Annotated in this window: 26 protein-coding genes; 10 read left to right on the plus strand and 16 right to left on the minus strand. The window is 57.7% G+C overall.

The features are described 5' to 3' along the window. Positions 1-93: 93 nt before the first annotated feature. Entirely contained in the window at positions 94-5,937 is a 5,844-nt protein-coding gene (locus tag R2940_15210) for an EAL domain-containing protein (GenBank protein ID MEZ4601137.1), read from the minus strand. A gap of 431 nt (positions 5,938-6,368) precedes the next feature. On the opposite strand from R2940_15210, the gene R2940_15215 reads away from it, so the two are divergent. Beyond that, complete coding sequence (locus tag R2940_15215; GenBank protein ID MEZ4601138.1) at positions 6,369-6,623, plus strand: hypothetical protein; 255 nt, start codon at positions 6,369-6,371, stop codon at positions 6,621-6,623. A 200-nt stretch (positions 6,624-6,823) separates the two neighbouring features. Here R2940_15215 and R2940_15220 read toward each other — a convergent pair whose 3' ends face one another. From R2940_15220 to trxB, 14 genes are all read right to left on the minus strand, one after another. Further along, a complete protein-coding gene (locus R2940_15220) occupies positions 6,824-6,985 on the minus strand; it encodes a hypothetical protein (protein ID MEZ4601139.1) in 162 nt (53 codons plus the stop codon). Positions 6,986-7,057: 72 nt separating this feature from the next. After that, positions 7,058-7,786 carry a tetratricopeptide repeat protein gene (locus tag R2940_15225; GenBank protein MEZ4601140.1) on the minus strand — a complete coding sequence of 243 codons (729 nt, stop codon included), beginning with the start codon at positions 7,784-7,786 and terminating at the stop codon, positions 7,058-7,060. A 15-nt stretch (positions 7,787-7,801) separates the two neighbouring features. Continuing rightward, a complete protein-coding gene (locus tag R2940_15230) occupies positions 7,802-8,587 on the minus strand; it encodes a tetratricopeptide repeat protein (GenBank protein ID MEZ4601141.1) in 786 nt (261 codons plus the stop codon). Between the two features lie 3 nt (positions 8,588-8,590). Beyond that, positions 8,591-9,811 carry a hypothetical protein gene (locus R2940_15235; protein ID MEZ4601142.1) on the minus strand — a complete coding sequence of 407 codons (1,221 nt, stop codon included), beginning with the start codon at positions 9,809-9,811 and terminating at the stop codon, positions 8,591-8,593. 6 nt (positions 9,812-9,817) lie between these two features. Beyond that, positions 9,818-10,180, minus strand: a complete 363-nt coding sequence (locus R2940_15240) for a hypothetical protein (GenBank protein MEZ4601143.1) — start codon at positions 10,178-10,180, stop codon at positions 9,818-9,820. Further along, a complete protein-coding gene (locus R2940_15245) occupies positions 10,168-10,578 on the minus strand; it encodes a hypothetical protein (protein MEZ4601144.1) in 411 nt (136 codons plus the stop codon). Before R2940_15245 ends, R2940_15240 begins: the two co-directional genes overlap by 13 nt. A gap of 20 nt (positions 10,579-10,598) precedes the next feature. Continuing rightward, a complete protein-coding gene (locus tag R2940_15250) occupies positions 10,599-11,285 on the minus strand; it encodes a hypothetical protein (GenBank protein ID MEZ4601145.1) in 687 nt (228 codons plus the stop codon). 40 nt (positions 11,286-11,325) lie between these two features. Then, positions 11,326-11,718 (minus strand): SHOCT domain-containing protein, encoded by a 393-nt coding sequence (locus R2940_15255; GenBank protein MEZ4601146.1) that lies wholly within the window; start codon positions 11,716-11,718, stop codon positions 11,326-11,328. Then, on the minus strand, positions 11,715-12,959 hold the full coding sequence (locus R2940_15260; protein ID MEZ4601147.1) for a DUF2330 domain-containing protein: 1,245 nt from the start codon (positions 12,957-12,959) through the stop codon (positions 11,715-11,717). The genes R2940_15255 and R2940_15260 overlap by 4 nt, the downstream gene beginning before the upstream one ends. Before the next feature lie 18 nt (positions 12,960-12,977). Beyond that, the gene (locus R2940_15265; GenBank protein ID MEZ4601148.1) at positions 12,978-13,208 is read right to left on the minus strand and encodes a hypothetical protein; all 231 of its coding nucleotides are present in this window, start codon (positions 13,206-13,208) and stop codon (positions 12,978-12,980) included. A 22-nt stretch (positions 13,209-13,230) separates the two neighbouring features. Then, positions 13,231-13,542 carry a hypothetical protein gene (locus R2940_15270; protein ID MEZ4601149.1) on the minus strand — a complete coding sequence of 104 codons (312 nt, stop codon included), beginning with the start codon at positions 13,540-13,542 and terminating at the stop codon, positions 13,231-13,233. An 848-nt stretch (positions 13,543-14,390) separates the two neighbouring features. Continuing rightward, a complete protein-coding gene (locus tag R2940_15275) occupies positions 14,391-16,088 on the minus strand; it encodes a cation:proton antiporter (protein MEZ4601150.1) in 1,698 nt (565 codons plus the stop codon). A 227-nt stretch (positions 16,089-16,315) separates the two neighbouring features. After that, positions 16,316-17,845 (minus strand): YifB family Mg chelatase-like AAA ATPase, encoded by a 1,530-nt coding sequence (locus R2940_15280; protein MEZ4601151.1) that lies wholly within the window; start codon positions 17,843-17,845, stop codon positions 16,316-16,318. Positions 17,846-17,945: 100 nt separating this feature from the next. Continuing rightward, a complete protein-coding gene (trxB, locus tag R2940_15285; protein MEZ4601152.1) occupies positions 17,946-18,872 on the minus strand; it encodes a thioredoxin-disulfide reductase in 927 nt (308 codons plus the stop codon). 232 nt (positions 18,873-19,104) lie between these two features. Here trxB and R2940_15290 point away from each other — a divergent pair, with 232 nt between their 5' ends. Continuing rightward, the gene (locus tag R2940_15290; GenBank protein ID MEZ4601153.1) at positions 19,105-19,512 is read left to right on the plus strand and encodes a hypothetical protein; all 408 of its coding nucleotides are present in this window, start codon (positions 19,105-19,107) and stop codon (positions 19,510-19,512) included. Positions 19,513-19,815: 303 nt separating this feature from the next. Here the strand turns inward: R2940_15290 and R2940_15295 are convergent, their stop codons facing one another. After that, positions 19,816-20,607 (minus strand): carbon-nitrogen family hydrolase, encoded by a 792-nt coding sequence (locus R2940_15295; GenBank protein MEZ4601154.1) that lies wholly within the window; start codon positions 20,605-20,607, stop codon positions 19,816-19,818. 302 nt (positions 20,608-20,909) lie between these two features. Between R2940_15295 and R2940_15300 the strand changes: the two genes are divergently transcribed. From R2940_15300 to R2940_15335, 8 genes are read left to right on the plus strand one after another with little or no spacing between them, the layout of a single operon-like run. Beyond that, complete coding sequence (locus R2940_15300) at positions 20,910-21,392, plus strand: Na+/H+ antiporter subunit E (GenBank protein ID MEZ4601155.1); 483 nt, start codon at positions 20,910-20,912, stop codon at positions 21,390-21,392. Further along, positions 21,389-21,667 carry a monovalent cation/H+ antiporter complex subunit F gene (locus tag R2940_15305; protein ID MEZ4601156.1) on the plus strand — a complete coding sequence of 93 codons (279 nt, stop codon included), beginning with the start codon at positions 21,389-21,391 and terminating at the stop codon, positions 21,665-21,667. The genes R2940_15300 and R2940_15305 overlap by 4 nt, the downstream gene beginning before the upstream one ends. 30 nt (positions 21,668-21,697) lie before the next feature. Further along, complete coding sequence (gene mnhG / locus R2940_15310; protein ID MEZ4601157.1) at positions 21,698-22,021, plus strand: monovalent cation/H(+) antiporter subunit G; 324 nt, start codon at positions 21,698-21,700, stop codon at positions 22,019-22,021. After that, entirely contained in the window at positions 22,018-22,263 is a 246-nt protein-coding gene (locus R2940_15315) for a hydrogenase subunit MbhD domain-containing protein (protein MEZ4601158.1), read from the plus strand. The genes mnhG and R2940_15315 overlap by 4 nt, the downstream gene beginning before the upstream one ends. Further along, the gene (gene mbhE, locus R2940_15320) at positions 22,260-22,532 is read left to right on the plus strand and encodes a hydrogen gas-evolving membrane-bound hydrogenase subunit E (GenBank protein MEZ4601159.1); all 273 of its coding nucleotides are present in this window, start codon (positions 22,260-22,262) and stop codon (positions 22,530-22,532) included. Before R2940_15315 ends, mbhE begins: the two co-directional genes overlap by 4 nt. Then, complete coding sequence (locus R2940_15325; protein ID MEZ4601160.1) at positions 22,529-23,008, plus strand: Na(+)/H(+) antiporter subunit B; 480 nt, start codon at positions 22,529-22,531, stop codon at positions 23,006-23,008. The genes mbhE and R2940_15325 overlap by 4 nt, the downstream gene beginning before the upstream one ends. A 1-nt stretch (position 23,009) precedes the next feature. Then, a complete protein-coding gene (locus R2940_15330) occupies positions 23,010-23,399 on the plus strand; it encodes a cation:proton antiporter subunit C (protein ID MEZ4601161.1) in 390 nt (129 codons plus the stop codon). Continuing rightward, positions 23,396-24,886: a proton-conducting transporter membrane subunit gene (locus tag R2940_15335; protein ID MEZ4601162.1), complete on the plus strand. Its 1,491-nt coding sequence runs from the start codon at positions 23,396-23,398 to the stop codon at positions 24,884-24,886. Before R2940_15330 ends, R2940_15335 begins: the two co-directional genes overlap by 4 nt.

Here is a 24,886-nt window from a genome sequence, read left to right on the forward strand (position 1 = left end):
TTAAATTTAGGGTAACGAGAAAAAACCAGGTCCGGTTTCGGCATCGGCAAAGGTTTTGTGCTGAGGCCGGGAAAGTGCCGGGCACGATCAGACTCAATTCGTACACCGGTCTGCAGTCCTAAAAAGCAGAGGTGCGAACTCGTCGGGCGGGAGCGGCTTGCTGAAGAGATAACCTTGGTAAGCGTCGCACTGGCAGCCCGCGAGCAGATCGAGCTGCTCTCTGGTTTCGACCCCTTCGGCGACCGCCTTGATGCCGAGGCTGCGGGCGATGGCGACGACACCGGCGACCATGGCTGCGGCGCTGGCATCGTGGGTTGCGTCCGTGATGAAGGAGCGGTCGATTTTGAGGTGATCGACAGGGAAGCGCCGCAGGTAGTTGAGACTTGAATAGCCGGTGCCGAAATCGTCCAGGGCCAAGCGGATCCCCAGTTTCTTGAGGTGACGCATGGTTTCGGCGGCGCCGGCGGGGTCGTGCATGATCATGCTCTCGGTGAGTTCCAGTTCCAGCATATCCGCAGACAGTCCTGTTTCCTCCAGAATCGTCCGCACCTGCTCGATCAGACTGGTTTGGCGGAATTGGCGGGCGGAAAGGTTGACCGCCACTTTAATTGGCAGCCCCTTCTCCTGCCAGGCCTTGGCCTGGAAGCAGGCCTCCCGCAGAACCCATTCTCCCAAGGGAACGATCAACCCGGTCTCCTCGGCCAGAGGAATGAAGGAGCCCGGCGGGATTAGACCCTTCTGAGGGTGGCGCCACCGCACCAGGGCCTCGCATCCGGCGATCCGGCCCGACCCTATTTCCACTTTCGGCTGATAGTGAAGGGCGAATTCGCCTCGCTGCAGGGCCCGGGCCAGGTCGGTCTCCAGTTCCAGGGTTCCCTGAATTCTCAAGTTCATGTCTTCCGCAAAGAAGCGGAAAGAGTCCCCCCCTTCCTCCTTGGCTCGATACATGGCGATATCGGCATGGCGCAGCAGGGTCTCCACATTAGCGCCATCCTTGGGATAAAGGCTGATGCCGATACTGGCCGTCACTCGGAGCTCATGCCCCTCCAGCCGAACCGGTTCCGCCAGGGCGTCCCGGATTCGTTTGGCCATCAGGCCGACATCGTCCAACTCGGCTACCTCCGCCAGAGCGATGACGAACTCGTCCCCGCCAAAGCGGCTCACGGTATCACCGGCTCTGACGCAATGATTCAGGCGGGCTGCAACAGTCCGCAGCAAGTCGTCGCCCTGGCTGTGCCCCAAGCTGTCGTTGATCACCTTGAAACGGTCGAGATCGAGCAGCAGGACGGCCACAATTCTCTTGGAACGATCGGCGAAGATCAGGCTCTGCCCCAGTCGATCGGCCAGCAGGTTGCGGTTGGCCAGGTCGGTCAGGGCGTCATGGCTGGCCTGATATTCCAGCTCCTCTTCATAGCGCTTGCGTTCGGTGATGTCCTGGACGGTGCTGATGACGCCGATGATCTCCCCTTTGGTGTTCCGCAAGGGCGCACTCGTGTCCAGGCACCAGCCCGAGAAGCCGGCCGGGGAGTTCAGCCTGAATTCGAGAGGAGCCGGCGTTTTTCCGGCCCTGGCCGACTCGAGCCGCTCGATCAATCCCGTTTCCTGCAGAAACGGCAATGTCTCGGGATGACGGCCGAGATTTTCACTGGCCGGCACCCCGGACAACTGCTCCATGTAGGGATTCCAGACCTGGACACGCAGATCGCGATCGAAGACTATGACACCCTCCCCGGCGCTGTTGATGATCTGCTGGTTGAACCGGCTCGACTCTTCAAGGGCTTCATCGGTTTTCAGTTTGGCGAGAGCGACGGCCACGTAATCGACCATATTTTCCAGCAGGGCGATAGTTTCGGCGGTGAATCGCCCGTTGCGCCGGTCGTTGAACTGGAACAGGCCGAGGGTCTTGCCGTGCAGGCGAAGAGGGATCATGGCCACCGATTCGAAACGCTTGCCGGTGCAGCGGCTGCGGGTTCTGGCCCGTCCTGCATCGATGCTGTTCACCCTCAATTGTGACGAACGGCTGGTCCAGAAACTGCCCCGGGGGGTGAAGTAGGGCTGGGAAGGGTCGAAGTTTCCGTTAAGGACTTGGCAGCACATGCAATCGAGAACAGGGTGTCCGTTCTGGTCGCATTTCAGTTTCCCTTTTTCATCGACGGCGCAGAGGGAATTTTCGGTACGCAAAAATTCTTCCGGAAAACCACGCGTTTCATAATAGGGGAAATCGCTCCCCTCCTGCAGGCGCACCCCGATGGCCTCGCAACCACAGAATCGCTGAAAGAAGGCGGTGAGGCGGCGCATCAGTTCCCGGGTGTCGGCGGCCATGTTGCAGATCCGCAGCATCTCGACCGTGGCTTCGCGGGCATCCTCGGCCTGCTTGCGGTCGGTGATGTCGCTGCCCACGGCCAGGATTTCCGCCACCTCGCCGTTGCAATCGAGGATCGGATTGTTGGTCCAGTTCATCCAGACCCGGCGGCCGTCCCTGCGCAGGTTTTCATTGCGGTTGCTCCGATAGCGTTCCGGGTGATCCACGATCTCCCGCACCAGTTTGGTCAGGTCGGCCCCGCTCGACTCCCGCTCGGGCAGGAGCAGGCCTACGTTCCTGCCGATCACCTCCTCAGCCCGATAACCGAAGAAAGCCTGGGCATACTCGTTGAAGAAGGTGATTGTCCCGTCCCGCGTCCAGCGAATGATGGCGCTGTTGGCCTGCTGCACAAGCTGACGGTATCGCTCCTCGCTTGCGTGCAGGGCCTGTTTGTTTTTCATCCGGATCATGGCCACCGCGACCTGGTCGGTTACGGCTTTCATCAGGGAGAGATCGTCTTCGCTAAAGGTTTCGCGGCTGCGGGTTCCGAAAGAGAGAGTGCCGACAAGCTGTCCTTCAGGACCCAGCAGCGGATGACAGGCATAGGCCTTGATGCCGCAGGAATTGACCAGTTCGGTGCGCTGGTCCCTGGAGGTGGGAATATGTTCGGCGACAATGCGACAGCCGTCCCGCGCGACGCAGCCGCAGATCCCGACCCCATAGTCGAGCCATTCGATCCGCCGGGCGTCCTCCTCGGGAATGCCGGCACAGGCGTTCAGGCGCAGTCTTCCGGGCTGCTCATCTACCAGAAAATTGATGAAGACATGGCAGCCCAACTGTTCCATGACCCTGCGGCAGATCGCATCCACGACCTTTTGGGGGTCGGTTGTCCGCAGGAGCTCTTCGGCGGTCTCTGCCAGCAGTTCGAATCGCTGCAGGCTGCTCTGAAGCTTGTCCTCGGCCTGCTTGCGCTCGGTGATGTCCGCGACCGTGCCGACGAAACTTGTCGCCTTCCGGGCCTCGCCGACGCCCTCGAACGTGGCGATGCCATGGGCTTCTATCCAGCGCACAGAGCCGTCCGGGAGGTTGATGCGGTACTCCGCCTTGTAAGGCTGCGGGCTGACCGGATCGAGGGCCGCCTCCACCTTGGCCCAGACCAAGGGCAGGTCATCCGGGTGAATGCGGGCGAGGATTTCGTCGTTGGGGCGCTGGTAGCCGGTAACTTCGAAGATTTCCTTATAGCGCTTGTCCCAGGAGGCGACTTGTGTGACGGGATCGTAGTGCCACCACCCCAGACGGGCGGCATCCAGGGCCAGCCGCCGCTGCCGGCCGAGCCTTTGGAGCTCCAGTGCCGCCTGTTTGCGCTCGGTGATGTCGCGGCCATAGAGATTGACGTAGCCGCGTTCGGGAATCGGCGCGAAGGCGAAGGAGAAAACGCGCGTACCGCAGCGAATTTCCCTTTCCCGGTTCTTTCCGGTTCTCAGAGCCGCCTCCAGCTCCTCTCGCACAAACTCCGGAACCATTCCCCCGAGGGTGCATTGCCATTGATTCAACAGGGGCTCCGAAGCCCGATTGGCGTACTGCAAGGCGCCATCGGCATTCACCCGCAGAACGGGGAAAGGGTTCTCCTCCGGGAACAGGGCCGTGCTCCGGATCTGGTCCTCGGCGCGCTTCCGATCGGATATATCGACGAGCGTGACGACGATCCCGTCGATACTGCCTTCAGTGGTCCGATAGGGGAGCACCCGCATCAGGAAATGCCTTTGGCCGTCCACGGAGGCCACCTCCCGTTCCACCGGGTCCAGGGATGCAAGCACCGTTCGGGCGTCCTCCGGCAGACCGGCCCAGTCGATGGTGCCCGACAAATGCCGGAAGGGGCGGCCGACATCCGTTTGAATCAGGTTGAAAATACAGGACATCGCCGGGGAAAAGCGCCTGATGGTGAGCTGCCGGTCTAAAAAGATGGTGGCGATCTCCGAACTTATGAACAGGTTTTCCATGTCGCTGTTGGCCCTGTCCAGTTCCTCCACCTTCCCCTGCAACTCCGAATTGACCGTAACCAGCTCTTCGTTCAGGGATTGCAGCTCTTCTTTTGAGGATTCCAGCTCCTCGTTGGTGGACTGAAGCTCCTCGTTGGCCGACATCAATTCCTCGTTGGCCGACATGAAGCCTTCCTGCGAGGTTTCGAGCTGTTCAGCGACCGCCTGAAGTTGCTCATGGGTGATGTGAAGCTGCTCCTCCAGCTGACGGACCAGTTCTTCATTCGACGCGCCATCAATTAACTCGCATGACATACTGACAGGCTCCGCCGGTGAAAGTCCCGGTTCCAGAACCAACATTGCCAAGCGTTCAGAAGGTGTCGAGGACCTGAGGGGTTCGACCAGTACGTTTACCGTCTCCGTTTCCCCGCTGCAGGCCACCTTGACTCCACGGAAGGCAACAGGCTTCTGCTCGCTGAAAGTCTTGTAGATCGCCGCCCGCAGTGCCGGGCGCAGCTCTTCCCGGGCCATTTTCAGAAGGTTTCGGGTCGGTTCGCCCTCCGGCACCTCGAGAAACCGGATTCCCCGGGTGGAGACGTGAACCGTGTCGCAGTTTTCGTTAACGACGATAAAAGGGGGAGAGTAGCGCTCCATAAGGAGCTTTTCCGCGATCTGACCGGGATTGAGTTCAGTGCGGTCCAATGCAGCTCTCGCCGGTTCCAGCCGGAGAAATGGGCGAGTCGGCACCTTGAAAAGGAAAGCCGCTTCTTCACGGCGGCTCCCCTCCCGGCGAAGGAAGAATTTCAATTTTTTGTCCAGGGGAGCAAAGAGATCGGAGCAGCGCCCGACGGTTTCGGCGGCTCCCAGGAAGAGGCAGCCCTGCGGTTTAAGCACCAGATGAAAGAGGGAGATGAGGCGCTGCTGCATGTCGGGGTTGAGATAGATGAGGAAGTTGCGGCAGACCATCAAGTCCAGCCGCGAGAAAGGGGGGTCCTTGATCAGGCTGTGATGGGCGAAGACGACCATCTCCCGCAACTTCTTGGCCACTTGCCAGCGCCCGTCGACTCTGCTGAAAAAGGCCTTGAGCCGCTCCTCACCCACGTCGGCCGCGATATCGTCGGCATACAACCCCGTTCTGGCCTGGGCAATGGCAACTTCATCGATGTCCGTGGCGAAGATCTGCACCTTCACCTCGATCCGCTTCTCCTGCAGGTATTCGCTGATAAGGATGGCGGTGGAATAAACCTCTTCGCCGGTTGCACAGCAGGCGTGCCAGATGCGCACCGGATCCTCGGGGTCACGGCTGTCGAAAAGCCGGGGGATAACCCTGCGACGCAGCGTTTCGAACGCCTCCGGATCGCGAAAGAAGCTGGTGACGCCGATGAGGATCTCCTGCCCGAGTGCCCGGGGCTCCTGGTCGCTGGCCTCAAGCAGGGCGACGTATTGTTTCATCTCCTTCAGATCGTTCACCGCCATCCGCCGCTCGATCCTCCGAAGGACGGTGCTCTTTTTGTAGGAGCAGAAATCATGGCCGGTTTTGGCCTTGACGATGGCAAAAATTGAGTCTAGATCCTCTTCGAGCGCGGTCTCCCGGCCGGCTGCCGTCGGAAGGTGGCCGGGAGGCGAGTCCTTGCCAGAATTGCCGTTTTTTCCCATCCAACAACCCTCCTTCGCTCAGCGGAAAAGGATGCATCTCATTAACAAAAAAACCACTGGCCGCTATGTCAGCGGCGGCAGTGGTTAGGCAGGCGTACGTCGGCTTTAAGGGGTCCGTGCAATGGTTCCCTCCAAAAAATCCATTTGAAACGCTGGTATCGCCAATCTACCCGGAGACCCTGCACAGGTCAAGAATTATGGGCATCCTGATATCATAATCATCAGGGCGAAGTGGAGAAACCGAGCGATAAACGGTAAATTGTCCTGGAAATATACTGGGTGGAGGGCTATATGAAGCGACCGAAAGCAAAAAGGGCGGAGAGTGCTGTAACACTCTCCGCCCGCTTTTCATCCGGAAAACAGTGACCTCAACTCTCCGGAGAAGTAAACTCAACTCCGCAGGTGGAGCATTTGATTAGCGGAGTGCCCTGATGATCGGCATTCACCTGCGGATGTTTTTTCAGGCCGGCCTGCGCAGTGAATTCCACTCCGCAGGTGGAACATTTGATCAACGGGTGTGCCGATGCATGGTCCTGACTGGTTTTCATGTGCTGCTCAGCCAGGGGCATCGAGGTGAATTCAACCCCGCAGGTAGAGCATTTGATCAAAACCTTGGATTCCTCGGTTTGAACCGCTGCCATCGAGTTTGTATTGAACCCAAAGACGAAAAAAGTCGAGACCAGTAATGCTAGAAAAAAGTATTTTAACATTTCTGCCTCCTTGTATACGCGCACCTTAAAGTTTCTAAAGCCCAACGCAAAAGTTCGGCGCGTATTTGTTAATCAATAATATAACATGTTTGACCCATGTCCAGGAGAAGGTCGGACGTTGGCTGAATCTACTGCTGATTCCTCAAGTCCGACAGCTCTTAGAAAATCAGTCGGTATTACACTTGCCATAAAATCACTTCGTCCAAGAGGTCAAAATCAAAAATCAAGCCTCTTTTGACGGGTGCGAATAACAAAAAGCCACCCCAGTAATTGAAGGTGGCGTTATGACGGGTGTAGGTGGGGGCGGAGAAGCCGAAACGGTCGGCGCCTACTTTCATCAGCCGCTGCCCGGCTTCATAGAGGGGGTGGAGCCGTCTTCTCGGCCATGTATACTTCTTTCGTCGAGTGGATTACCGCTTTTTCAGGATAACTTCCCTGCCCGGAGCGTCTTTCTGCTTGATGACGCCCTTCAGAATGCCGGGCTCGACAAGACTCAAATCATACTCAATGTCACAGTAATATGTGCCGATACCTGGCACCACAGACTTGCTGCGGAAGGAAAACCTGACTTGCCTTCCCTCTGTTTCAACAGCGACCCTCTTCGGATCAGTGGCGACCCCCGGATCGGCATTCCAGTTGACCGGAAGTTCCACAGAGACTTCACCTCCCCCCCAGTGGTAGAAACGAAGCTCGCTGCGACTGCCGCCGCAGAAGGACATGAAGCCGCGCCAGGTTCCGTCAAGCAAGGTGGGAACTTGGGCTTCTTTGGCAAGCTTTTCCCGACGGAATTCGACCTTGTTGATCTGGCTCCGGACCGCTGCGGCATCGCCAGCCTGAGGTGCCAGGGCCAGGTAGCGGCGGAAGCTGTAGATGGCGCCGTCCAGATCATTGAGCTTCTCGCGAACCAGGCCAAGATTATAGTGAGCCTCCGGCCAGTCTGGAGCTAGGCGGATTGCCTCTTCGAATTCCCCGGCGGCGACTTCAAAGTCGCTTTCTGATACAGCCATTTCCACCGCTGCCGTGCCGCGATCGAAGTGGCGCTGGGCCTGATCGCTCACGGCTGCGATGGCATCTGTGCCAAGCGCACTGAAGAAAATAACGAAACAAAGGGCATGAGTCGCGAAGAAAATTCTCACCATTGTTTCTCACTTTTTTTATTCATGAATCTCCCAAACCTGATTGCATCTACCATTGTTGTGCGGAATCATTTTATCAAAAACAACAATATCTTCCTTTAAAGTGATCGGATCCAAGGATACTATTTCTCCACTCACACTGTAGTTTGTTGGACAATACGGATCCGTTTTAAAACCTCTCGATGTTTCTGCTGTACACTTATAGTGTATCGCTTTGTAATTATATTTTTTATTATCGAACTGAACATCGAAATAATCTTCTGCCCACTTACGTATTTCTTTGGAATTATACATTTGTTTCAACGAATTCACAATTATGACTTTATTGCCTGACACGACCATATCCTTTGTCCATTTTTGACAGGAACCTGTTTCATTCACCAACCTCTTCGTATGAATCGGTCGTGCCAGAATATCGAAAAAATTTTTCATCTCGCCGCGCTTGTCCCGTTTGTACTCGATCTTGTTGAGCTGGCTTCGGACCGCTGCGGCGTCTGCAGCACCGGGTGCCAGTTCCAGGTAGCGGTTGAGGCTGGAGATGGCACCTTCAAGATCCTCGAGCTTCTCGCGAACCAGGCCGAGATTGTAGTAGGCCTCCGGCCATTCTGGAGCCAAGCGGACAGCTTCCTCGAATTCCCTGGCCGCAGCTGCAAAATCGCTTTGTGACTCCGCTATTTCTACGGCGGCTGTGCCGCGGTCGAAGTGGCGCCGCGCCTGTTCGTTCACGGGCACCTGCGCAAAGGCTGGAACAGCAAAGCCAACCAGGCACAACGTCACGGTCATCAAAAGGGCCAAACCTCGCATGTCTCATTTCCCTCTCAGGATTATGGGCTGGGTCGACACCAGGAAGAATTTGCCGACATGCTTGTCGTCGAAAAAGTCGGCCGGCGTGATATCAACGGCCCCAAGGCCGAAAACATGCTGCTCCTTGTCCATGGCAACGCCGGTCGCCTTGGCCACCGCGATCGCAGCCCGCTCCGAGCACACCACGCTGCTGCCCAGCAGACCGTAATCCGACTTTTTCTGCAGTGCGGCCTCCCGGGCAATCTCCCAGAGTTTCCTGCCATCGACTTTCGCCTGGGGCTTGGCGATGTAAACCGGGCGGTTGCAGTACCTGCGCATCAACTCCTCCTCGTTGAGAATCCGGCTCCCTTCGCTGGTATGGTCCAGGAAGAGCAGCTCTTCCCTGACCTTTCGGACGAAGGTCAGGACATGGGAGGCCTTCCCGTATCTCAAATCCTCGCTGGAGACATTGCTGGCGACCAGGGAATCGAGCGCCCGGTAGAGGGGATCTGCCCTTTTGATCGCACCGGCAATGAAAGAGTCATCCGGTCCGATCAGGAGCACATCACCGGGGCGCAGATCATCCAATTCCTTAGGACGAGTCGCAGGATTCGGCACACGGATCGCCTTGATGGAGGCCAGCACTTCGTTGCGCCACTTGCTGTCGTAGGCAACGGATTGCCGGATCAATTCCTGCTGACTGCGCAGCCAATCAGCCTGCATCCTGTCGAAGGCATCCTGTTCCTGGCGAACGGCGGTGGTGGTCTGAGCGGTCGAAGGGGAAACCGGCGGCGCTCCGGACTTGAGAGACAGCCCCTGACCGGCCGATCCGGAGGTTTTCAGCCCCAGGCCGGAGGTCCCCGGACTGCCCCCCTTGATGGAGTGCAGCAACTCCTGCTTTGCCTTGTCGAAGGCCTGCTGCCGCTCCCTTTCGAGCCCCTCTCTCTCTTGTCTTTCCCTCTCCCGGCGCGCGCTCTCCTCGTCGTCCCGGGGTCCCCCATAACTCTCATAGCTGCCGCTTGGGCTTGAAGAGGGTGTCCTCTTGAAAACAGGCATGACTCTCGCGTAAGGGTCCGGGCATTCCATCTGCATGGCCTTTTGGGCCAGCCCGGGAGTGACGCGGTCGTTTCGCCACATCTCCAGTTGCGTCCGGCACTCGACAAGCATCGATTCGCCCACGGACGGGACGCCCTGCACGACGGCAGGCAGGAGAATGAGCAGGCCAATGATGACCAGGTATTTCATGATTACTCAATTCTCACTCGGTTGCTTTTTTCCTGCAGCCTTCTGTCCCCTGCCGAACAGGAAATACGCGATTGGGAGAAGCAGAGCGACAACTGTAGCCATGGCATAAAGAGGCTGTTTGCCGCTCGCTGTGGGTGCCATCATCATGACACTGCCTATGGCCACGGCGGCAAAGAACAACCCAGCCAGGCCGACGATCAGCCAGACCAGCTTGTTGTTCCCTTTGAACTCACCGGTGACGACATCCAGCAGGGCCAGCAAGGACAGAATCGTCCCGAAACCGGCCGGCCCGGCATCGATCGAGGCCAGCATTCCCCATACGATGGCAATAACGACAATGACCAGTATGATTTTCATTATCTTTGGCATTGCGATTCGCTTTCCGAAATAGTTACTGACTTGGGTGCCAAGAGTTGCCGGGTCCCGGTTAATTGCAGGAATAACTTGATGCAAAGCAGAAAGACCACGAGAAGCAGCAGTAGCAACAACCAGGCCAGAAAATTCGACCGCTTCATCTCGCCCGGAGACGACGGAGGCGCTTTGGCCGCAGCCGCGCGTCTGGTCAGCCGCCTCGCCGACACCACGAAGACCGCAAGCCCTGCAACCCCTGCCAGAAACGGCAGCCAGACATCCCCGTCTTTCCCGTGGGTCGCAACCCAGGACGCCATTCCGATCCCGATGACCGCTGCCAGACCTCCGAGCAGTTTGCCGAGCATCAGCGGCAACTGCCTCAATTCCGTACCGGCCTTCCGCAGGAAATTACCCATGGTGTCTCTTTTCCCCCCCCTCATCGCAAAGGGTTAAAGGTGTCCAAGAGGCCATCGAAGACCCCGAGGAACTCCTCGAAATGGTCGTCCGGGGCCGAATAAACAAGGGCATAAAAGCCGGAATCGGCTGGTACGACCACGTAGCGCTCGACAAGCGGCTCCTTGCGCGCCATCATTTCCCTCCCCTCGTAGACTCTGGCGTCATCCTTGGGGTCATCCTGCGAAGAGCCGGGAAGCAGCGGTTCCGCTGAAACGAATTGATAATACGGCCGCATGAATGTTTTGGCGGGCCGTCCGTCAACGACGGTATCGAACAGTTCCCCGTACCTGTACTTGCCGGCCTGTTCAACAACCGGATGGGCCTTGCGGGCGATGTACAGTTCCGGTGTGGAGTGCAGCAGATTCCCCTCGGCATAGTAGTGCACGGAAATTCTCATCGGCACCGGGCCCCAGGAATACTTGGAAAATTCGACTCCGAAAACCTTCTTTTCTTCCGGTGAGAGCGCGGAGCCGGCGTAAGAGTTTCCCTCGGACCAGTCGGCCGGGATGACGCAGGAGAAATAGGGATCGACTGTTATCGGTTTGGATCCCTTCAAGAGGGCGGGTTCTGCAACGGCAAGCGTTGGTGCAAGAATGCCGGTAAGCAACACCAGCAGGAAGAGCCTGCTCCAGCCCAGAGACCTGTTCAACCTCCCGATTCCGCCCATACTTCCCTGCTCCTCTCCCATCTGGATTATCCGCATGCCGTTACCAGGGCTGCTTCAATATCTGTTCGCGTTTGGCCCGGTATTCCTCTTCGGAGAGCAGGCCATCGCTTTTCAGGGCCTCCAGGGCACGCAGGCGCTCATCGAATCCGGCCGTGCTTTCCAGGTGAATATCGACAAGGGAGTTGTCGGTTGGGGATCCCCGTTTTGACATCAGCCTGGTGTAAAAGACGATGATCCCGAGGCAGGCCACGACCCAGATCAGGAAGAACAGGCCGATGAGGAGTTTCAGGCTGCCTTCCGAGTCGGGAGTCTCCTGCAGGACGACAAAGCCGAACACCAGCCCGAACAACAGAAAAAATGCGACCACGACGATGCCGATTTTTGCTTGCAGAACCGTCTGTCCACCCGGCGTCAGTTGTCCCTTGTGTGTCATCTTGGCTTCTCCCCGTCTCTGGGCTCTGAGTGCTTCTGCTCCCCAAGGCAGACGGCCGCGCATTCTTCCCTGGTATCAAAGGGAACAACCCCCTGGCAGCCCCCGTAAAAGAAGGTCTTGCAGATCCCCTCAGCCGTGTCGAAGTAAAACTTCTCGAAAAGCCCCTTGCACGGGCCTGGATCGGGCTGAAGCGCGCAGCGAGGGTCTTGCAGGGTTGGTGCGTCGTGGCTCCCCTGCTCGAGATCCCTCACAATCTGCTCCACAGGCAGCAGCCACGGGTTTCCGTGCTGCTCTTCGGCATAGCCGTAAGCGCTGGGGATCGCTTTGCCCGGGTCCTCAAAAACATCCTCTTCAAAGGAATAATCGCCTTGGTAGCTGACCATCTGCATGAAGACCTGGCGGCCGCCGAAAAACGCTTCCGATTCAGGATAAATCCCTGCGAGATCGTCGACAGGCACGGCGGCCGAAGTGCTGACCTGCACGTGCTGATTGAACGCAGGAAGGCCGAGGCAGGTGTCGTAAGCCCCAAGGGAAGGCTCGCAAAGCGTTCCCGGCAGTAGCAGAACCAGTTCAATGGCCCCCTTGCCCCCAAAGGTATTCGAGGTTTTGAGCGGGTAGTAGAGACTCTTGCTGGCGAACCGGTAGGCAACCGGCTCGATGAAACGCGTTTGTTCGGTAACCTCGACATAATCGATGACGAAGTACGGAATGCCGCGCTTCACGTAATCGTCCACAATCGCTTCGGCAGTGGCGTATTCCGCTTTTGTGGGAAGCCCCTTCCTTTTGAAATAGGTGTTCGCCCACGCCCTGAAATGCACGGCATCGTTCACCTTGATGAGGGTCATGTCGTGTGAGCCAAGTTTTTCGTGAAGGAGCAATTCGACAGGTGCGCCTGCCGTTGCGCCGCCCTTGCTGGCCATCAGGAACTGCAGGCGGTGTTTCTTCAGCACCTCGGCCAGGACATCAAAGGTCGCGTCCGGGGCCTTCATGATCCGGGGCTCGGAAGGGAAGGGGATGAAGCGAAGGACGGCTGTTTTCCGGTCAGCTTTGAGGTCGGTGCCGAGGATCAGGACCTCCTCGATTCCATTGTGAAGAATGATCGCCTTCTGCGAGTTCTCCCGGATGGCAGCATCACTCGCGTGGATCTGTCCCATGTCGGCAGAAGCATTCTGGACAATAGACAACAAGGCGGCCACCACAAGGGATGACCACAGTATCTGGCTTTTTACTCTCCGTATCACAGGCAATCCTCGAGAGACCTATTCTTCTTCAGGCTCTTCCACAGGCGTCGGTTCCGGGACATCCGGAACATCCGACGGATCGTACTTCTGGCAATCCTGGAGGCATGGCACCATGCAATCCTCGTAGGCCTGGCCGGTTTTACCGTCACAATCATTGACGCAGTCTTCAGCACAATCAGCAATTGCATGAAGAGGGGAAAATAAAAGGAAAATAGACAACATAACCAATTTGGAAACCAAATTTTTCATAATGACCTCCATTGTTTGTGTATTATTCGTTCTTCTCAGGGCAATTTTCGACACAGTCTTTGTTGTATGCCAAACATAAATCTTCACACGTTGAAATTTCATCAGCACAATTGTTCTGGCATTCGAGGATGTCATCAACAAACAATGCCGAAATCTGCTTGCACCGGTCAAAACATTCTGCGTTCGGCCTGCAACCGCTCGTGCAATCGGACAGCTCCCGGCCACAGTTGCCGATACACTCCGGCGATTTTCCCGCTCCGCCTGCGATTACCGTCGATGATCCCATTGTTGCCCATGCAAGCAAAATAAAGAGTATAAAAATCTTACCGGTCATATCCCACCTCCTTTTCTCCTCCAATAAGGCTTTGTTCACAGCTTCAGTTTCGTGAAAAATTTAAGGCTTGTTTCTATTGTTGAGATTTTTAAGCACTGGCCATTCCGCAAAGGCCAAATAAAATAAAACCACAATGTTGAGTAAGGGAATAATCATTGTAATACTCAACCATCCTGAAAAACCTGCTTTGGAAAAAATCCTCCAATAGGGAAATACGATTAATAGAATCAATAGGATTATGAGAATTAATTCTGCTGAGCCGATTCCAGGCATACTCATCTCCTTTCTCTCTCCTTAATGAAGCCATTGAAGTACCTTTTCAGTGCAGTCCACCCAAAAAAATATTCAAGCTGTCTCCAAAACATCGAGACGGTATACAACTTGATAGAGAAATCAGGGTCGAGGTTTTACCCAGGGGGAAGAAAAAAAGAAGCCACCCCATTTATGGAAAGTGGCCTCGCAGGCTTATTCATAATATCCCTCCAACAACCCGACTGCCTTAAATGCACAACAAACCGACCCGCCATCGCATCTGGTCGAAATCTAACAAATGACCGGCTTTTCAGTAAAGAGAAAAACCGAAAACTTCGGTGTATTTTGCGGCATTGTCGCCTTCTCTCGGAAATCAATGTACGGAAAGGTACGGACGAGACGGACGGGGATTGAATCCGCACCTGCGGCCGGATGGCAGGGCCGGAAGGGAACTCCTGAATCAGCCGGACAGCTGTACTAGGTGGCTCGATCGCAGAGAAGCTTTGTTGGCTGAAGAAAGAGGATTAACCTTTGGTATGAAGCTGGGGCGACGGGTAAATTTTTTGATATTTGACAACTTGACTCCGTCCCCTTACTTAGTTCGGTTGGTCTCCGCTGCGCGCCAGCGCCAGAAATTCTGTAAAACCGGCCACGCCGAGGACCTTGTCCCTGATTTCCGGGGGCTTGAAGGTACGGGCAATGTCAGCCAGGATCTCCAGTTGGGCTCCTTCGTCCATGACCGGGGTGAGTATCAGGCAGATAACATGGGCTGCGGTGCCGTCCGGGCTATCGAAGTCGATGCCGGAACGGGACAGACCGACCGCAACCACCGGCTTGACCAGTCCGGGCAGACGGGCATGGGGCACGGCCACCCCCTTGCCGAGTCCAGTGGGCATGAGGGCTTCCCGGGACAGCACACGGCGTCCAATCGTTTCTCCGTCGAGCAGGGCATCCTCGGCGACAGCCTGGGCCAGCTCCTCGATGGCCTCGGTCCGGGAAAAGGCGGACAGTTTGAGGACGAAGGCCCTCGAGCTGAGAAAGTCAGTAAATCGCAGGGGTTTTTTGAGGTGCAGCAGGCGCTGCATGAAAGGGCCGCTCATCAGCGAGGTGGCCAGAGCCATGACCACCAGGGCGACGAAAAGCTGTTCGCTGATCAAACCGTATTGCAGTGCGAGCAGGCCGAGAATGATCTCCATGGCGCCCCGGGCATTGAGGCCGAAGCCAACCGCCAGGGACTCTCGTCGGGAGAGTCCGCTCAGGCGGCTGGCCAGGCCACAACCTACCACCTTGCCGACAATGGCGATGACCAGGACGATCAGCACCAAAAGAAGATCGAAGTTGGCGAGGAAATCAACCTTAAGGCCGATGCTGGCGAAAAACAGGGGCGCAAAGATGAAGGACACGAACTGCTCGATGGTGGCCCGGGTGCGCACCCGCAGATGGCGTGAATCACCCATGGCCACACCGATCAAAAAGGTGCCGAAGATAGCATGTATACCGATCCATTCCGTGCAAGCGGCGGCAATCAGAGCCAGCGACAGGGCCAAACCCAGGACTCCGCCGGGCCAGCTGGTGTGTGCCTGAATCCAGGGCAGCACACGGTTGAAGGCCCAGCGGACCACGGTCAGGACGATGAGGGCGAAACCGAGGGTCAGCCAGATGGTCCGACCGATTCCCAGCGCATCCGGATCCGCCCCCAGCATGCCGAGAATGACGGCAAAGACGATCCAGCCCACCAGATCGTTGAGTACCGCCGCCGCCACCACGAGCATACCCAGGTCGCTTCGGTAGAGGTTGAGGTCCATCAGGGTCTTGGCAATGACCGGCAGCGCCGAGATGGACAGGGCGGTGGCCATGAAGAGGGCGAAGACCAGCCGTTCCGCGCCCTCCTCCATACCCATGAGTCCCGGCAGATACCAGGAGGCGACGAAACCCAGTGTGAAAGGGACGACCATCCCGGCGATGCCGATGTTGATGGCAGCCCGTCCTTGACGCCAGATGGTGGAAAGATCGACTTCCATCCCGGCCACCAGCAGGAAAAGAGCGATAGCCAGGAGGGTCAAGCCCTCGAAAGCCAAAGCCCCTCCGCCAGTCATGGGAAAAAGGAAACCATGCCAGTCGGGAGCCAGGGCGCCGAACAGAGTCGGCCCCCACAAGACTCCGGCCAGGATTTCGCCCAGCACAGACGGCAAGTTGAAACGCAGCGCCATTTCACCGAGCAACCGGGCAGAGGCCAGCAAAAGGCCTAAAGCCAGAAACAGCGCTGTAATTTCACTGTGACTCAGTGTATCCATGAAATCCTTTTCCCTCTTTCCTAAAGTCAAGCATTCCTACATCTTCAGTTTGCAAACCAGAAAACGGGCTTGAAACCATCATTTCGCCCGGTTTCAAGACAACCGAAGGTTGCTGCAGCCCGAAGAATACCAGAATTGGATTGGTCGAGGGGAATCGAGGTAGTTCGCATCCTGGGCCTCAATCGATTATACAGTCCCTTTAGCTGCAATCATTGGGGAGTGAGCCCCTATTGCGTCCGCCGGTCAAGGCTCCGATACTGAATTGCCTCGGCCAGGTGGGATTGTTGGATCTGTTCGCTTTCGGCCAGATCGGCGATGGTGCGGGCGACTTTTAGGAGGCGGGTGTAGGTGCGGGCGGAGAAGCCGAGGCGGTCGGTGACCATTTCCATCAGCTGCTGCCCGGCTTCGTCGAGGGCGCAGAACTTGCGCAGCTGTCGGGGTTTCATGGCGGCGTTGCAGAGGGTGGTGCTGCCGGCAAAGCGTTCCCGCTGGATCTCCCGTGCCCGCTCCACGCGGGCACGGATGGCGGCGCTGCTTTCGCCCTCTTCATCCTCCGACAGCTCTTTGTGGCTGATGCGCGGCACTTCCACATGCAGGTCGATGCGGTCCAGCAGTGGGCCGGAGAGGCGCCGCCGATAGCGCTGGACCATCAGCGGGGTGCAGGTGCAGGAATGGAGGGGGTCACCCAGGTAGCCGCAGGGGCAGGGGTTCATGGCCGCGACCAGCATGAAGTCGGCGGGATAGGTCAGGGTGGTGGCGGCACGGCTGATGGTGACCTGACCGTCTTCCAGAGGCTGACGCAGCATCTCCAGCACGTTTTTCTTGAATTCGAGCAGTTCGTCGAGGAACAGCACGCCGTGATGAGCCAGGGAGACTTCACCCGGTTTCGGCATCGTACCGCCGCCGATGAGTCCGGCGTCGGAGATGGTGTGGTGGGGGCTGCGGAAGGGGCGGGTGGAGATGAGGGCGTCCTGGCGGGGCAGCAGGCCGACGATTGAATGGATCTTGGTGGTGTCCAGAGCTTCGGCGAAACCCATATCCGGCAGGATGGTGGGCAAACGCCGGGCCAGCATGGTCTTACCACTGCCGGGAGGGCCGACCATCAGGAGATTATGACCGCCGCTGGCAGCTACCTCCAGGGACCGCTTGACATGCTCCTGCCCCCTCACTTCGGCAAAATCGACGTCGTGAATCGAGCCCTGGGCGAACAGCTCGGCGGCGTCGACCCGGCACGGTTCGACCGCCTGCCGGCCGTTCAAAAAATCGACCAGTTGACCGAGGTCGGAAATGCCGTAAATGGTCAGGCCCTCGACAATGGCCCCTTCACGGGCGTTTTCCAGGGGCAGGATGAGCCCGTCGAGGCCCCATTGATGGGCGGCGACGGCGACCGGAAGGGCGCCGCGGACCGGTTTGATGCATCCGTCCAGGCTCAGTTCGCCGAGAAAGGCGAATTTTGCGGCGCGATCGCTCGGAACGACCCCGGTCGCGGCGAGGATGCCGATGGCCATCGGCAAATCAAAGGCCGCGCCGTCCTTGCGAATGTCAGCGGGGGCGAGATTGATGGTGATGCGGCGGACAGGGAATTCGTAGCCGGAATTCTTGATGGCTGCTTTGACCCGGTCCTTGCTCTCCTTGACTGCCCCGTCAGGAAGGCCGACGGTGGCGAACTGGGGAAGCCCTTGGACGATGTCCACCTCGACCTCCACCGGATAGGCGTCGATTCCGATCAATGCTCCGGACAGCACCTTGGCAAGCATGGTCCCCCCTGGCCAACGGAAATTCCATCACCAAAACAAAATGACTATCCTGCCCTGCCTTCCTTTCAGTCCTTTAGGTCCCTGCTGTCCCTGCTGTCCTTTAAAATCCTTCCAGATATTTCTCCACCGCGATCGCCGCCACGGCTCCGTCCCCGACTGCGGTGGCGATCTGCTTCAGCATTTTGCTGCGCACATCGCCGGCGGCGAAAACCCCCGGCAGAGAGGTGCGGCCTTCCGTATCGGTGAGAATATAGCCTTCCTCGTTCAGTTTGAGAACGTTTGCCAGAAAATGGGCCTTGGGGATGACGCCGATGGCGAAGAAAACCCCTTCGACGGCCAGAGAGGAGACCTCATCTGTCAATTTGTTCCTGATCTTGAGCTCGCAAACCCCCCGCTTGTCGCCAATGACTTCCTCGGGGACGTTGTTCCAGACCACCTCGATCTTGGGATTGGCCAGGACCCGCTCCTGAAGCACGCTGGTGGCCCGCAGTTTGTCCCGGCGATGGACGAGGTAGACCTTGCTGGCGAAACGGCTGAGAAAGATCGCCTCTTCCGCCGCCGTATCCCCGCCGCCGATGACGGCGACGGGTACGTCCCGAAAAAACGCCCCGTCACAGGTGGCGCAATAGGAGACGCCGCGGCCGGCAAGCTCCTTTTCGCCGGGAATGCCGAGCTTGCGCGGTTCGGCGCCGGTGGTGACGATGACCGCCCGGGCGCGGTATTCCTCGCCGTCGACGATGACACTTTTGTAGTCGCCCTTGTCGATCAGCTGCTGAACCTCCCCGCTGGTGACCTGAAGGCCGAATTCCTGGCAGTGCTCCTGGAATCGGGCCACGAGTTCGGGACCGTCGATGCCCCCTGGAAAACCGGGATAGTTTTCGACCTTGGTGGTGGTCATGACCTGGCCGCCGACGATCATGCGTTCGACCAGCAGGGTGTCGAGCTTGGCCCGGGAGGTATAGAGTCCGGCGGTCAGACCGGCGGGTCCGCCGCCGATGATAATGACATCGTATGCGGTTTTGTTCATGAAAAACTCCTTGAATGGCGATAAACGGCTCAATTATATAGCACAGCAAGGGATAAATGTGAACCCGGCAATCGACCATCTCGGGTTTATCATGGGGCTTGCGTTTCCTGCAGCAGTTTCCCATGACCTCCGGGATGGAAGTCCTTGCCTGGCGATTCCCGATTCTTTAATATGTCCCTCGGCATTGGCTGGATTAAGGTCCCGCCGTCTGTGATTCTCTTCGAGGGGTTCCATGAAGAAAAAGTCCCGAAAAAAAGCCCGCCGGCCCCTGGTCCGGTTTGCCCTCTGGTCAGCGGTGTTCCTGGTTCTGGTGGTGGCGGCCGATCAGGCTCTGCTTCATCTTGATGCGGATCGTCCGCTGATCCGGAACTTCCAGGAATGTTACCGGGATTTCCGAACCCGCCTGCTGGGTGGCCGGCCCTCGCCAATGCCCGTCCCCCGACCCACCCGGCCTTCCTCCGGGCCGGTCCCTTGCGAAAAGGAGCGCAACCGCACCGTGGAGGCGATCCTCGAGCAGAGCTCGAAAGACAGGAAAACATCCTACCTTTATGTCGACCGGCAAGGCGTTCTGCAGTTCGCCGACAGTCTCGACGAGGTTCCGCCGGCGTACCGCCGCTCCGCCCAGGCCCTTGAGGAATAGGGGTTTGATGCGACTATGGATGTGAACACCTGAAAGCCGCAAATTCACTCCGTCATGCCCAAGTGTTTCTATTGAGCATCCAGGATTCAACGGCTGGATTCCCGATCAAAATCGCCTCGGGAATGACATTTTGCGATGCAGTCTTTATTGAACGCAGATAACTGGGGATAACGGCGGATGAAATCATAATCGGTTTTGGCCTTATCTGCGTAAATCCTTCTTGATCTGCGTTCGACCCAAAAGGTTTTTCCCGGATTTTGACTTTCGGATGACGGAATCAATCGTCCCAAACGCCCGTTTTTTTCAAGGAAGATTTCCGTAAACATCCGCCCTGCGGTCCTTGAGCGCTGGTATCTTTTCCCGGTAGTCGCGCATGGCGGCGAAGTCGAGGTCGGCCGTGATCTCCTCAGCCTCGGTTCCCGCTTCGGCAAGGATCTCCCCCTGCGGCGAGACGATCAGGCTCATGCCGAAAAAGTCGAATCGGCCCTGACGACCGCAGCAGTTGGCCGCTATCAGGAAGAGCTGGTTCTCGATGGCTCGCGCCTTGATCAAGGTCCGCCATTGCTCCTGCCGGGGAGCCGGCCACTCGGCGGGCAGGCAGATGATCTCCGCTCCGGACAGGGTCAGGAGCCGAAACAGTTCGGGAAAACGGAGGTCGTAACAGATGGCCATGCCGAGCCGACCGGCGGAGGTCGGTACCACGAGAATCTGGCTTCCCGCCTGAAAATGCAGATGTTCGCCCATGGGAGAAAAAAGGTGCATTTTGCGGTAGGTCCCTGCCACCCGGCCGTCATCGACAACGAAAGTGGTATTGAAAAGGGCGCCGTCAACCTTTTCCGGCAGAGATCCCACCACGACCATGTTCAGACGCTTGGTTGAGTCCGCGATCTGTTCCAGTACGGCCGGGGTTTTTTCCGCTTCGTCCGGCAGAGAGCGGTAATCGAAGCCGGTGCTCCACATTTCGGGCAGCACCGCCAGACGCACCTTGCGTAAACCCAGGCGGTGCAGGGCGGCGAGTGCCTGGTCAAGATTTTTTTCGACCTGCCCCGGGGCAATGGGGAACTGCACGGCTGCGGCTGTCGTTGTTCCAGTCATGGCGTTTCATCCTGGGCGATTCCCGCCTGACGGCGGATTTGAATAAAGAAGAGATTCCCGATTATAAACCAGCCCGCCGGATGGGGCAATGAAGAGATGTCTCGCCCCCGGCATCCAATCTCCTTGAAAAGATTGGCAAGGAAGGAGTATACGATATCGCGCAGAGGGCAGGAGGCGCTTGACCCTTGAACTCAAAGCGTGCTAAAAATCCTCGACCGACAGGGGTCGGGCGACCTCACTTCTGCTTCCGGCCTCCTCGGTGTTCGAATTTCCGAAGCTATTCTTGGGATACCATCGTTTCCATGGCGAAAGTGGCAACCTTCATTACCATGCTGGCCTTCTGGGTCATCATGTCGGGCATGTTCGATGCCTTTCATCTGTCCCTGGGGATCATCAGCTGTCTGCTGGTCACCCTGCTCAGCCATGAACTTCTTTTTTATGGGGAAAAGAAGCGCTTCTGGGTCAAAGGACCTTTTGGCCTGTTTCTCTACTTCCCGTGGCTTTTCTGGCAAATTGTCATCGCCAACATTCAGGTCGCCTACATCGTTCTGCACCCCCGGATGCTGGACCTCATCGATCCCCAGCTGTTCCGCTTCAAGACTTTTTTGAAACGCCCGATTTCCAAAGTGACCTTTGCCCAGTCGATCACCCTGACTCCCGGCACCATTACCGTCGACATCCATGAAGACGAGTTTACCGTCTATGCCCTGACCCGCAGCGCTGCCGAATCCCTTCCCGGGGAAATGGAACGCCGGGTGGGTAAAGCCCTGGAACCAGTAAAATGATGGACTCAGTTTTTATCGGCTCGGGGATCGCCCTGCTTCTGCTGATGGGGCTTTGCCTGGTGCGTGTGGTCTACGGTCCGACCATTCTCGACCGGATTCTCGGCGGCAACGTGATCGGCACCAAGACCACCGTGCTGCTGCTGATTATCGGCGTACTCTACAATAATGTGTCGATGTTCGTCGATATTGCCATCGCCTATGCCCTGCTCAACTTTATCGCGACCTTGGGCGCCGCTAAGTATTTCCTGCGGCGCAAGGATACGCCCTTCCATTAGCCGAACCAAAATTCCGAAAGGTTACAGGAAATGCTCTGGGTTTCCGGGTTTCTCATTCTGACGGGAATCTTCTTTTTCGCGGTGGCCGTACTCGGTATTCTACGATTTCCCGATTTTTATACCCGGCTGCATGCGGCGGGGAAATGCGACTCATTGGCCGCGGTGCTGGTGATTTTCGGCATCGCCCTCTACAACCTGATCGATTTTTCCCCCGCCAACCTGCTGGTCAGCCTGAAGATTCTGGCCATCGCCGCGTTCGTCTTCGTCGCCAGCCCAACGGCCACTCACGCGGTGACCGAGGCGGCGTTGATCATCGGCGTCGAACCCTGGACCCGGAAGGACAAACAGCAATGATCTGGGAACTGGACCTGCTCATTCTGGCCCTGGTGGCGGTCTGCGCCGTAGCGGCCATCACCATCCGCGACCTGCTGGGGGCGGTGGTGATTTTCGGTGTCTACAGTTTTCTCATGTGTCTTCTCTGGGCGGAAATGGGTGCTGTGGATGTGGCCTTTACCGAGGCGACGGTGGGTGCGGGCATCAGCAGCGTCCTTTTCATTGCCGCCATTTTCCGTACTACACGAAGGAGCAAGGATTGAAAGCGTTCGCTTTTCTTGCCACTCTGGCCACCGCCGTGGTCCTGCTTTACGGAACGAAGGATTTCGCGCCATGGGGCGATCCGGCTTCCCCCGCCAGTACCCATGTCTCGCCGGTTTACATTCAGCGGTCGGTTGAGGAAACCCACGTTCCCAATATAGTTACCGCCATCCTCGGCGATTACCGCGGTTACGACACCATGTTCGAAACGGTGGTCATCTACTGCGCCGGACTGGCGGTGATCAGCATTTTGAGGAGGCAGAAGACATGAAAATCCTCCAGCAGCGGGCCCGGGGCCGGATCGTGGGCGAAAATCTGATCATCCGCACATCCGTGCGGTTGCTGGTTCCCTTCATCCAGCTGTTCGGTCTCTACATTATCGTTCACGGCCATTACAGCCCGGGGGGCGGTTTCCAGGGAGGGGTGGTGCTGGGCGCCTCCTTTATCCTGCTGGCGCTGGCCTACGACCTGCAGACCTCGCTGCGCTTCATGTCGGAGCGGGTCAACGGTATCCTCGGCAACGTTGGTGTGTTGATCTATACCGGGACGGCCGTGCTCTGCGCCCTTTTGGGCGGCCTGTTTCTCGACTATTCAGCCCTGAACCGCATCATTCCCCTCGGCGCCGTGGAATGGCGATCCATGGGGATTTTCGTGGTGGAAGTGGGGGTTGGCATCGCCGTCATGAGCATCATGGCCTCGCTTTTCTGGGATCTTGGTTCCGGAGGCGGGATGGACGAGGGGCTCTGAAATGGAACAGCTGCTGGCGGAAATCGTTGCCAAATACAACTACTGGCTTTACGTGCTGCTGATGATGATCGGCTTCTATGCCATGATCGGCAAGCGCAATCTGGTAAAGAAACTGCTCGGAATGAACATCTTCCAGACCGCGATCATCCTTTTTTACGTCTCCATCGGGGTCAAACGGGGCGGCGGCATCCCCATCGTCGACAAGCACGCAGCCCTGAGCCACGGCATCGATGCGGCTACAGTGGTCAATCCCCTGCCCCATGTGCTGATGCTGACCGCCATCGTGGTGTCGGTGAGCGTGACCGGGGTCGCGCTGGCGATCATGGTGAGGCTGTATCGCCACTACGGCACTCTGGAAGAGGATGAAATCGTGGAGAAGATCGACCGATGACCTCCGCCAATCTGCATCTCTACGTTCTCGCTGCGCCTCTGCTGACCGCCTTCGCCGTCAACCTGCTCGGGCGTCTTTCCCGCGCCTGGATCGGCCCTCTGGCCATCGGGGCTCTCGGTTTTTCCACCATCGGTGCCCTGCTGACCCTGTTGCGGGTGCTGCGGGAAGGCGCATATCGTTACACGGTCGGCAACTGGCAGCCCCCCTTCGGCATCGAACTGGTGGTCGACCCGCTGAGTGCCCTGATGCTGCTCCTGGTCTCGGGTGTGGCGCTGCTGGCAACCTGCAGCGCCCTGAAGAGCGTGGCCCAGGAACTGCCCGGGCGGGAACATCTCTTTTTCACCCTCTACCTGATTCTCATAGCCGGACTGCTCGGTCTGGTGCTGACCGGGGATGCCTTCAACCTCTACGTGCTGCTCGAAATCACCTCGATCACCACCTACGGCCTTATCGCCATGGGCAAGGGGCGGGCTCCTTTGTCGAGCTTCAATTACATCATCATGGGCTCCATCGGCGCCTGTTTCTATCTGCTGGGGGTCGGCTATCTCTACATCCTTACCGGCACCCTGAACATGGCGGACATTGCCCGCATTCTGCCGGGTCTCGAGGCTCCCGCGGCCATCGCCACCGCCTTCGCCTTTTTGCTGGTCGGATTGTGGATCAAGATGGCCTTTTTCCCGCTGCACGTCTGGCTGCCCAACGCCTACAGCCAGGCCCCGACGGGCGCCGGGGTGATGATCGCCCCGCTCATGACCAAGGTGACCATCTATCTCATGATCCGGGTCATGTTCTCAATCTTTTCGCCGGACTATATTTTCATCGCTCATCCCGGAGTCCAGTCGGGGATTGTCTGGGCCGCTGCGCTGGGAATCGTCTGCTGTTCCTCCCTGGCCCTGGCACAGAAGAACCTGCGGCGGATGCTGACCTATATCCTGGTCGCCGAGGTCGGCTACATGGTCGGAGGCGTCTGGCTGGCCAACAGTACCGGAATGACCGGCGCCATCCTGCATATCGTCAACGACGCCCTGATGACCCTCTGCCTTTTCCTGGCCGGGGCAGCCATCATTTATCGCACCGGCAGCCTCGATTTCGACCGACTGCAGGGTCTCTACCGGCGCATGCCCCTGACCATGGCCGCCTTTACGGTCGGCGCTTTTTCCATGATCGGCATTCCGCCGACCTGTGGCTTCTTCAGCAAATGGTACCTGATCCTCGGTGCCCTAGAAGGTGGACACGGTGAATTCGTGGCGGCCCTCCTGATCAGCAGCCTTGTCAATGCTCTGCTGTTTTTCCGAATCATCGAAGCCGCTTTTTTCAAGCCGGCCCAGGGGAATTCCGCCGCTTCCCTGCAGAAGGAAGAGGCGCCGGGGATGCTGCTGACTCCCCTGCTGCTGTCGGCCGTAGCCCTGCTCGTGGTCGGTGTCGGCAGCGGTCCCTTGGTCGCGAATGTGATCCGTCTCGCCCTGCCGGCGGGATTTGCGCCATGA

This window comes from Syntrophotaleaceae bacterium (assembly GCA_041390365.1).
In the GTDB taxonomy this organism is placed as follows: Bacteria; Desulfobacterota; Desulfuromonadia; order Desulfuromonadales; family Syntrophotaleaceae; genus JAWKQB01.